The 8,642-nt window shown below is 63.5% G+C and carries 8 protein-coding genes and 2 pseudogenes; 9 read left to right on the top strand and 1 reads right to left on the bottom strand.

Annotated features, from left to right (window positions below):
- Positions 1–352: 352 nt before the first annotated feature.
- The 6 genes and pseudogenes from HU750_RS25625 to HU750_RS25600 all read left to right on the top strand — a co-directional run bounded on the left by HU750_RS25625 (position 353) and on the right by HU750_RS25600 (position 4,731).
- The gene (locus HU750_RS25625; RefSeq protein WP_186683102.1) at positions 353–1,687 is read left to right on the top strand and encodes an MFS transporter; all 1,335 of its coding nucleotides are present in this window, start codon (positions 353–355) and stop codon (positions 1,685–1,687) included.
- The gene (locus HU750_RS25620; protein WP_186683099.1) at positions 1,684–2,346 is read left to right on the top strand and encodes a DsbA family protein; all 663 of its coding nucleotides are present in this window, start codon (positions 1,684–1,686) and stop codon (positions 2,344–2,346) included. Before HU750_RS25625 ends, HU750_RS25620 begins: the two co-directional genes overlap by 4 nt.
- Positions 2,343–2,669, top strand: coding sequence for a Rieske (2Fe-2S) protein (locus HU750_RS25615; RefSeq protein WP_085273820.1), 327 nt, complete (start codon positions 2,343–2,345; stop codon positions 2,667–2,669). The genes HU750_RS25620 and HU750_RS25615 overlap by 4 nt, the downstream gene beginning before the upstream one ends.
- Complete coding sequence (locus HU750_RS25610; protein ID WP_186683097.1) at positions 2,666–3,676, top strand: YeiH family protein; 1,011 nt, start codon at positions 2,666–2,668, stop codon at positions 3,674–3,676. Before HU750_RS25615 ends, HU750_RS25610 begins: the two co-directional genes overlap by 4 nt.
- A gap of 102 nt (positions 3,677–3,778) precedes the next feature.
- Positions 3,779–3,997, top strand: a pseudogene (locus HU750_RS25605) (AMP-binding enzyme); the annotation flags it as partial.
- Positions 3,998–4,188: 191 nt separating this feature from the next.
- Positions 4,189–4,731: a P-loop NTPase family protein gene (locus HU750_RS25600; protein ID WP_186683095.1), complete on the top strand. Its 543-nt coding sequence runs from the start codon at positions 4,189–4,191 to the stop codon at positions 4,729–4,731.
- Here HU750_RS25600 and HU750_RS27680 read toward each other — a convergent pair.
- Complete coding sequence (locus tag HU750_RS27680) at positions 4,717–5,304, bottom strand: hypothetical protein (protein ID WP_225935660.1); 588 nt, start codon at positions 5,302–5,304, stop codon at positions 4,717–4,719. The two genes, HU750_RS25600 and HU750_RS27680, sit on opposite strands and share 15 nt — an antisense overlap.
- 118 nt (positions 5,305–5,422) lie before the next feature.
- Here HU750_RS27680 and HU750_RS25585 point away from each other — a divergent pair, with 118 nt between their 5' ends.
- The 3 genes and pseudogenes from HU750_RS25585 (at position 5,423) to HU750_RS25575 (ending at position 8,602) form a co-directional block, all read left to right on the top strand.
- Positions 5,423–5,887 carry an Lrp/AsnC family transcriptional regulator gene (locus HU750_RS25585; RefSeq protein WP_081717555.1) on the top strand — a complete coding sequence of 155 codons (465 nt, stop codon included), beginning with the start codon at positions 5,423–5,425 and terminating at the stop codon, positions 5,885–5,887.
- A gap of 68 nt (positions 5,888–5,955) precedes the next feature.
- Positions 5,956–6,675 (top strand): annotated as a pseudogene (locus HU750_RS25580) (sensor histidine kinase); the annotation flags it as partial.
- Positions 6,665–8,602, top strand: coding sequence for a PAS domain-containing hybrid sensor histidine kinase/response regulator (locus HU750_RS25575; protein WP_186683093.1), 1,938 nt, complete (start codon positions 6,665–6,667; stop codon positions 8,600–8,602). The pseudogene HU750_RS25580 and the gene HU750_RS25575, both read left to right, overlap by 11 nt.
- Positions 8,603–8,642 lie beyond the last annotated feature (40 nt).

Raw genomic sequence — 8,642 nt, 5'->3', positions numbered from 1 at the left:
CCTGATGAATGGCCTCAATGTAAACGGCACGCTGCGAGCTCACCACGATGTTGGCCAGAAGCAAAAAGCTTCCTCGAATAGGCCTGATACATAGATGCAACCGGGTTCCTATGTTCAAAAGCAGCTAGACAGTGTGGGCGAGTCCATACATAGGAGCAGCCTTGTGCTGCGAAGAGGCCCGTGATTACTGCGAAGATCTGCGGTTCTTTCACCGGCCTCTTCGCAGCGCAAGGCTGCTCCTACAAGGGGCGCGCGTCTGACGCGAGGCGATGAGGCCAGTACCCGCAGCACAGATTTTGGCATTTGTTCATAACAACAAAAACAACCCAAGCCAGATACCCGAGGAGGCAGCATGGCCACCTATCACACCGGTGCGACGGACCCAGGCACGGATACATCACTGGGCATCCCCCGGCGCTATGCCTGGATCGTCTTTGCCCTGACCTTCGGCCTGTTGATCTCCGACTACATGTCGCGGCAGGTGCTCAACGCCGTGTTCCCCCTGTTGAAGCAGGAATGGCAGCTCAGCGACAGCCAGCTCGGCCTGCTCAGCGGCATCGTCGCCCTGATGGTCGGGCTGCTGACCTTTCCGCTGTCATTGCTCGCCGACCGCATCGGTCGCATCAAGAGCCTGACCTTCATGGCGGTGATGTGGAGCCTGGCCACGCTGGGCTGCGCAGTCGCCGAAAACTACCAGCAGATGTTCATCGCGCGCTTTCTGGTCGGTGTCGGCGAAGCTGCCTATGGCAGCGTCGGTATTGCCGTGGTGGTGGCGGTGTTCCCGCGTGAGATGCGTGCCACCTTGGCCGGGTCGTTCATGGCCGGTGGCATGTTCGGCTCTGTGCTGGGCATGGCCCTGGGCGGGGTGATGGCCCAGCACCTGGGTTGGCGCTGGGCGTTCGCCGGCATGGCGTTTTTCGGCCTGGCCCTGGCGCTGCTCTACCCGTTGATCGTACGCGAGGCGCGCATTGCCCCGAAAAATCAGGCAAGCGCCAGCGACAAGGCCGCCTTGAAGGCTTTGCGCCCGCTGCGCACGCTCTATTCAAGCCGCTCGGTGATCAGCGCCTATGTCGGCAGCGGCTTGCAGCTGTTCGTCGGCGGCACGGTGATCGTCTGGATCCCCAGCTACCTGAACCGCTACTACGCCATGAGCACCGACCGGGCCGGCGCCGTGGCAGCAATCATCGTGCTGTGCAGCGGCGTCGGCATCGTGCTGTGCGGCATGTTGTGCGACCGCATGGGGCGCGATCGCCCTGATCGCAAGATCAGCCTGGCCATCGCCTACTGCCTGGGCAGCTGTGTGCTGCTGTCGGTGGCCTTCGCCATGCCGGCGGGCCTGCCGCAACTGGTCCTGATCTGCCTGGGCATGATGATTGCCGCAGGCTCCAATGGCCCGTCCAGTGCCATGGTCGCCAACCTGACCCACTACACGGTGCATGGCACGGCATTCGCCACCCTGACCCTGAGCAACAACCTGCTCGGCCTGGCCACAGGCCCGTTGATCACCGGCAAGGTGTCCGACCTGATCGGCCTGCAAGCCGCCTTTCAACTGGTGCCGTTGATCAGCATCGCCGCCGCCGCGGTGTTTTTCTACGCCAAGCGCCACTACCACCCTGACATGGCGCGCCTGGCCTGTGGCAATAGCCCGCAAGCGCCTGTCGAGCCCGTACTGGAGGCCCGTACGTGAAGCATTCGCTGTCGATTGACGTGTATTTCGATTTCATCTGCCCGTGGTGCCTGATCGGCAAGCGGCAACTGCAAACCGCGCTGGCTCAGTTGCGCGAAGTCCGGCCGGAGGGCGAGGTCACCCTGGCCTGGCACGGCGTGCAGCTGTTGCCCGACCTGCCCGCAGCCGGCCAGCCGTTCGCCGACTTCGACCGCCGCCGCCTGGGCAGCGACGAGGCGGTGCGGCAACGCCAAGGGCAAGTGCAGGAGGCTGCGCGTGCCGTGGGCGAGCTGATCGACTTCAGCCGGATCGCGCGCATGCCCAATACTGCCGACGCCCATCGCCTGCTGCTGCATGCGGTCGAGCTGGGCAGCGAGCAACAGGTCGAGGCGCTGCTGGAGCGGCTGTTTGCCGCGTATTTCCGCGAGGGCGAAGACTTGGGCGATCGCGACACCCTGTTGCGCATCGCCGAACAGTGCGGCTTTACGCCTGCCGCGCTGGCCGGGAGCCTGAGCGCTGATGGCCGGCCATTCATCAGTGCCAGCGCCGACATCGCCAGCAGGGGCGTGCCGTGTTTCGTCTTCGACGATCACCTGCGCGTGTTCGGTGCCCAGCCGGTAGAGCAACTGCTCGACGCCATGCACCTGGCGCTGTCGCGTTCGGCGGGGGTGCAGGCGTGAACGGGCGTATCGAGGTACCGGCCCAGCGTGTGCCAGGCGTCGGCGAGCGTGTGCTGTTCGAACACGGGGGCAAAAGCCTGGCGCTGTTCAATGTCGACGGGCGTTTGCTGGCCATCGACGACAGCTGCCCGCACCAGGGTTCATCGTTGTGCGCCGGGCAACTGGACGGCGCCGTGATCCAGTGCCGCGCCCATGGCCTGCGCTTTGACCTTGCCAGTGGCTACCTGCTCAATTCCAAGGCACTCAAAGTGGCCAGCTACCCGGTGGAGGTGGAGGGCGACCAGGTCTTTATCGTCATCGCCGGCCAGGAGGTGGTGTCATGAGCACCCTTGCGCTTGCCCAGGTCAACCACCGCGCGCGGGAGTTGGCGCCGGGGCTTAGCGTCAGCCTGATTGCCGCTGGGGCGGCGAGCTTTCTGGCGGAGCATTATGGCGCGCCGGTCATGCTGTTCGCCCTGCTACTAGGCCTGGCGCTGAACTTTCTGGCCAGCGATGGCAAATGCAAAGCCGGCATCGAATTCACCGCACGCACGGTATTGCGCCTGGGCGTGGCATTGCTGGGCATGCGCATCACCCTGGAGCAGATGGCAGGTCTGGGCTGGAAGGCCGTCGCACTGGTGGTGATCCTGGTGGTGGTGACCATCGGCGTGTCGATGGTGGCGGCCAAGGCCCTGGGGTTCCAGCGCCTGTTCGGCATGCTCACCGGTGGCGCCACGGCGATCTGCGGCGCCTCGGCGGCGTTGGCGCTGGCCGCTGCGCTGCCCAGCCACCCGCAAAAAGAGCGGGCGACACTGTTCACCGTCATCGGTGTGTCGGCGTTGTCGACCCTGGCGATGATCCTCTACCCAATGATCGCCAACGCGCTCGGCCTGTCGCCACAGGCTGCCGGGGTCTTTCTTGGCGCGACGATCCATGACGTCGCCCAGGTAGTGGGGGCGGGCTACAGCATGTCGCCCGAAACCGGCGACACCGCCACGGTGGTCAAGCTGATGCGCGTCGCCATGTTGGTGCCGGTGATTGTTGTCGCGGCCATGATCTCGCGCCGCCAGGGTACCGACACCGCAGGCAAGCGCCCGCCATTGTTGCCCTGGTTCGCGGTGGGGTTTCTGGCGCTGGCCTGCATCAACAGCACCGGGTGGGTGCCGTTGGCCGTGCAGGGTGGGGGCAACGAGCTGTCGCGCTGGTGCCTGGTGGTGTCGATCAGTGCCCTGGGCATGAAGACTCAGCTCAAGGAGCTGGCCGCCGTGGGCATCAAGCCGATTTTGCTGATGGTTGGCGAGACGGTGTTCTTGGTGGCGCTGGTGCTGGTGCTGTTGCACGTGGGGCTCTAGGTTTTGTACGAAGCAGTGCTGTAGGTTTCAGCTCCGCTTTTCGGCTTCAGAAAGAGTCATAACAGTTGCTGGTCGACCTATGTCGATACACAACGCTTTCCCGATGAACAGTGGGGTGAGCGGCCGATTGCCCTGGTGGTCCGCGCGCCCGGTGACAGCCTTGACCAGCCGATGCTCGAGGCGCACCTCAAGCAGTTCGTCGACCGGGGCCAGATCAACAAGTGGGCGATCCCCCGGCAGGTGCACTTCGTCACTGACATCCCCAAGACCAGCATCGGCAAGATCAACAAGAAGCTGATTCGCGAGATGCACATGGTGTAAGGACCAGTCATGGCACCGGCTTCGCCGGTGATCGCTGGCAAGCCAGCTCCCACAGGTCCCTGCTAAACCCATAAGTTATGTGCTGTCCTATGGAAGCCGGCTAAACCAATGAAGTCTATTTTTGTGTAGGGATTGGACTGCCCCTCCATAACCTGCACAATTGCCGGCTTTTTTCGCGACAGGAAGCCGCCATGCAACGGATTGTGATTCTGGGAAATGCCGGCAGTGGTAAATCCACCCTTGCTCGTGCCGTGGGCAAGCGGCTCGGCGTGCCGGTGGTTCACCTGGATACCCTGTTCTGGGAGCCCGGCTGGGTCGAACCGGACGCCGAGCTGTTCCGCCAGCGGGTCGGCGAGGCGACAGCAGGAGACAGCTGGGTGTGTGAAGGCAACTACGCCCGGCGCACATTCGACCTGCGCCTGCCCCGTGCCGACCTGGTCATCTGGCTCGATACGCCCCGGCTTACCTGTTTCACCCGGGTGATCCTGCGCAGCGTCATGAACCGGCCCCGTCCAGACCTACCCGCCGGTTGCACAGAGAAACTCGACCGGGCGTTTCTGACCTTCCTGAACTTCGTGTGGAACTTCGATCGCGGCTACCGCCCAGGCATCGAGGCGCAGCGCCTGGCGAAAGGGCCGCAGGTGCCTGTCGTGCACGTGCGTGGCAGCCAACAGATTGCCGCATTTCTCGACAGCTTGCCGGCTGCCGGCAAGCTGGCGTCAGCCGGGCAGTAGCGTACGCAGCGCAGCGGTCACGGCGAGGGCGAACAGCATCACTGGCAAGATTGAAAACCGTGAAGCGGCATAAGCGGTAAGTGCCAGGGCGATGAGGTCTGCGGGATGGCCAGAAACGAAGGCGGGCGTGATCACGGCAACCAGCACGCAGCCAGGGGCGGCGTTCAGCACCCGGCTGAATGGCTTTGCCCACAGGTACGCGCTGACCAGGCCGGCCAGCGTGCCCGCCAGCACGTACCCGCCACCGGGAATCAGCAGGTAGAACAGCCCTGCAGTCACCAGGCTGAACAGCCAGGGCAGGGCGGCGTGCACCCCTTTCCACAGGCCCTTGAGCAGCACCAGCAAGACGGCGGCAAATGCCATGTCCAAGCCGTAGGGGTGCAGGTCACCCAGCAGCGGCCCGATCAGCGCGCCGAGCGTGATGAAGCTGACCCAGGCCACCCACTGACACCCCCTCGAAGTGGAGCCGGTGCGCGGGCTCGATTGGGGTGGCGATTCGGTGGTCGCGGCAGCGGGGCATTCGCGGTCTGGCGTTGCAGGGGGATCTTCAACTACGGATTCAAGGGCATTCATGGTCACCTCCAGTGGGGGAAAATTATTCCAATGAATCGCTGAAATAGGGTTGCGTAGTGGCTCTACTGGCGTGAGTATTTGGCATCTGCTGCCGAAATATTCCAATCAAAGGTTTTCAATGCCAATCAAGCTCGACGCCATCGATCGACGTATCCTGCGGGCGCTGCAACGCGACGGCCGCCTACAGAACCAGGAGCTGGCCAAACAGGTGGGGTTATCGCCCTCACCGTGCCTGCGGCGGGTGCGCCTGCTGGAAGAAGCCGGCGTTATCGAGCGCTATGTGGCGCTGGTGGACCCGGCCAAGGTAGCGCTGGGCCTGACCTTGTTTGTGCGGGTGTGGCTCAAGCGCCAGGACCAGGACACCACCGATGAGTTCGTCGAAGCAGTGCGGCTTTTGCCCGAAGTGGTGGAGTGCCACGTCATGGCGGGTGACTGCGACTTGCTGTTGCGGGTGGTAGCCGCGGACCTTGAGGCCTATCGCCGCTTCCAGATCGCTCACTTGACCAGCCTGAGTGTGGTGCAAAACGTCAAAACCGAAGTGCCCATGGAGAAAATCAAGCTCACCACCGAGTTGCCGGTGTAGGCGGCTTCGATTCGCAACGCGCCAGGCAATCTTGGCCTAGAGTTAGCGGCACGTGCGATGGCGCAATGCAATTATCGGACCTTAAAAGCCGCTTCCTGTCCTACATGAGCCACGAGTTCCGCACGCCGCTGGGCTCGATCCTGAGCATCACTAGCCTGTTGGCCGACGAAGTGGACGGGCCGCTGAGCAAGGAGCAGCAATTGCAGGTGGCCTTCGTCAGCAACGCCACGCGCGAACTCAGCGACATGGTCGACGACTTGCTCGACCTGGCCAAGATCGAAGCCGGTCGCATCACCATCTCGCCGGCCTGGTTCGACATGCTCGACCTGTTCGCTGCCTTGCGCGGGATGTTCCGCCCGATCGTCGACATGGGTTCGGTGGACCTCATCTTTGAGGAGCCACACGGGCTGCCGAAGATGTATACCGATGACAAGAAGCTGGCGCAGATCCTGCGCAATTTCATCTCCAACGCGCTGAAGTTCACCACCCGTGGCGAAGTGCGGGTGTCGGCGCACTTGCAGGGCAACGACCAGATCCGCTTCGCGGTCAGCGACACAGGCATCGGTATCGCACCTGAACTGCTGGGCGGGCTGTTCGAAGACTTCGCCCAAATCGACTCGCCGCTACAGAAACGCCTGCGCGGCACCGGCCTCGGCTTGTCACTGTGCAAGCGCTTCGCGGCCTTGCTGGGCGGTGAAGTAGGGGTGGACAGTGTGCCGGGCGAAGGGTCGTCGTTCTTTGTCATCATCCCGCTGGCGCTGGCCCAGGAGAGCGCTGATGAACCCTGACATTCGCCTGCTGATCGTCGACGACAACGTCGCCACGCGTTATGCGCTGCGTCGCCGCCTGGCCCTGCATGGCTACCAGGTGCTGGAGGCGGGCACCGGTGGTGAGGGGCTGGCCATGATCGGCAGCGAGCAGATCGACGGGCTGATCCTCGACGTCAACCTGCCGGACATGAGCGGTTTCGATATCGTCCGGTTGCTGCGCGCGGACCCTGAGACTGCATTGTTGCCGGTGATTCACGTGTCGGCGGCGTCGATCCAGACCGGTGACATCATTACCGGGCTCGACGCCGGTGCCGACGCTTACTTGGTGCATCCAGTGGACCCGGATGTGTTGGTGGCGACCCTGCGGACCTTGATGCGGGTGCGCGATACCGAGCGGGCGCTGCGCGCAAGCGAGGCCAACTTTCGGGAAATCTTCACCAATGTCTCAGCACCCATCGCCGTGCTCGATGCCGAGCTCAAGGTGCATGAATGCAACCATGCATTCGCCCAGCTGACCCAAGACAACCGTAACCCCAAGGCGCTGCAGGAGTGTTTTGTCGACGGTCAGCAAACCGCCATCGCCGCCTTGCGCCAGCACCTGGCCGCTGGCCAGCGCTGGCGTGGCACGCTGGGCATGAGCGTGCACGGCCAGCCACGGGACACCGAGTGGCAGCTTTCGCCCTACCGAGCGCCAGGGTTCTGCCTGGTGTTCGTCGAGGACGTCACCGAACACCGCCACCGCGAACGCTCGCACCTGGCACGCCTGGATGACGCCAACACCCAGCTGGCGCGAGAAATGGCCCAGCGGGCGCAGACCGAGGCGCAACTGCTGCAGTTACAAAAGATGGACGCTTTGGGCAGCCTGACAGGGGGGATCGCCCACGATTTCAACAACCTGCTGACCGGCATCATCACCAGCCTGGAGCTGATCCGCAAACGGGTGGCGCAGAACCGTCTGGAAAAGATCCCGAGTTACGCAGACGCCGCGCTCAGTTCAGCCATGAGCGCCGCTTCGCTGACCCACCGGCTGCTGGCATTTGCCCGTCAGCAGCCGCTGGACACCCGCCCGGTGGACATCAACGAGCGCGTGCGCTCGCTGGAAGAGCTGATCACCCGCACCATCGGCGAACGGATCGTGCTGGTATTAGAGCTTTCCAGCGAGCCGACCATCGCCCTGGTCGACCCGATCCAGCTAGAGAGTGCGGTGCTCAACCTGGTGATCAACGCCCGCGATGCCCTGGCCAAAGGCGGGCATATCTGGATCAACACCGCGGCGAGCTGGTCGCATGGCAACCCTTACCTGCAGGACGGCCCCTATGTGGCGGTGAGCGTGCGCGATGATGGCGGCGGCATCGAACCGGAGGTGCTGGAGCGGGTGTTCGACCCGTTCTTCACCACCAAGCCGGTAGGCCAAGGGACCGGGCTTGGGCTATCGACCATCTATGGCTTCGCCCGCCAGTCGGGTGGGCATGTGTCGATCTGCAGCGTGCTAGGGCAGGGGACCGAGGTGACGTTGATGTTGCCGGCCAGCAGCCACCAGGTCACCTGTGAGGCACAGGTGCCACAATTGGACCAGCGCGGCGCTGGCGAGCATGTGCTGGTGGTCGAAGACATGGCCTCTGTGCGCCTGTCGGTGGCAGAAGTGCTTGCTGACGCGGGTTATCGCTGCACCCTGGCCGAAACCATCGAGCAAGCGCTGGACCACCTGCGCGAAGATGCCGACATCGAGTTGTTGCTGACCGATGTCGGGCTGCCGGGCATGAGTGGCCGCGAACTGGCCGACATGGCGCGTACTTACCGCCCAGGGCTGCCGGTTTTGTTCATGACCGGTTATGCCGAGACCGCGCTGGATCGGCAGGCGTTTCTGGACACTGGGATGGACCTGTTGATCAAACCGTTCCAGATCGGTGATCTGCTCGACAAGGTGCGGCTTAACCTTGGCTAGCACAAGTCGAACAACTCGATGCGCGGTCATGACATAAAGG

Source organism: Pseudomonas sp. SWRI50, assembly GCF_014269095.1.
In the GTDB taxonomy this organism is placed as follows: domain Bacteria; phylum Pseudomonadota; class Gammaproteobacteria; order Pseudomonadales; family Pseudomonadaceae; genus Aquipseudomonas; species Aquipseudomonas kermanshahensis.
This window is presented reverse-complemented; position numbering and strand designations above follow the sequence as displayed.

Excerpts from the sequence above, each read along its gene's own strand:
- HU750_RS25575 (WP_186683093.1), top strand. The coding sequence starts at position 6,665 with ATGAACCCTGACATTCGCCTGCTGATCGTCGACGACAACGTCGCCACG.
- HU750_RS25585 (WP_081717555.1), top strand. The coding sequence starts at position 5,423 with ATGCCAATCAAGCTCGACGCCATCGATCGACGTATCCTGCGGGCGCTG.
- HU750_RS25625 (WP_186683102.1), top strand. The coding sequence starts at position 353 with ATGGCCACCTATCACACCGGTGCGACGGACCCAGGCACGGATACATCA.
- HU750_RS27680 (WP_225935660.1), bottom strand. The coding sequence starts at position 5,304 with ATGAATGCCCTTGAATCCGTAGTTGAAGATCCCCCTGCAACGCCAGAC.
- HU750_RS25610 (WP_186683097.1), top strand. The coding sequence starts at position 2,666 with ATGAGCACCCTTGCGCTTGCCCAGGTCAACCACCGCGCGCGGGAGTTG.
- HU750_RS25600 (WP_186683095.1), top strand. The coding sequence starts at position 4,189 with ATGCAACGGATTGTGATTCTGGGAAATGCCGGCAGTGGTAAATCCACC.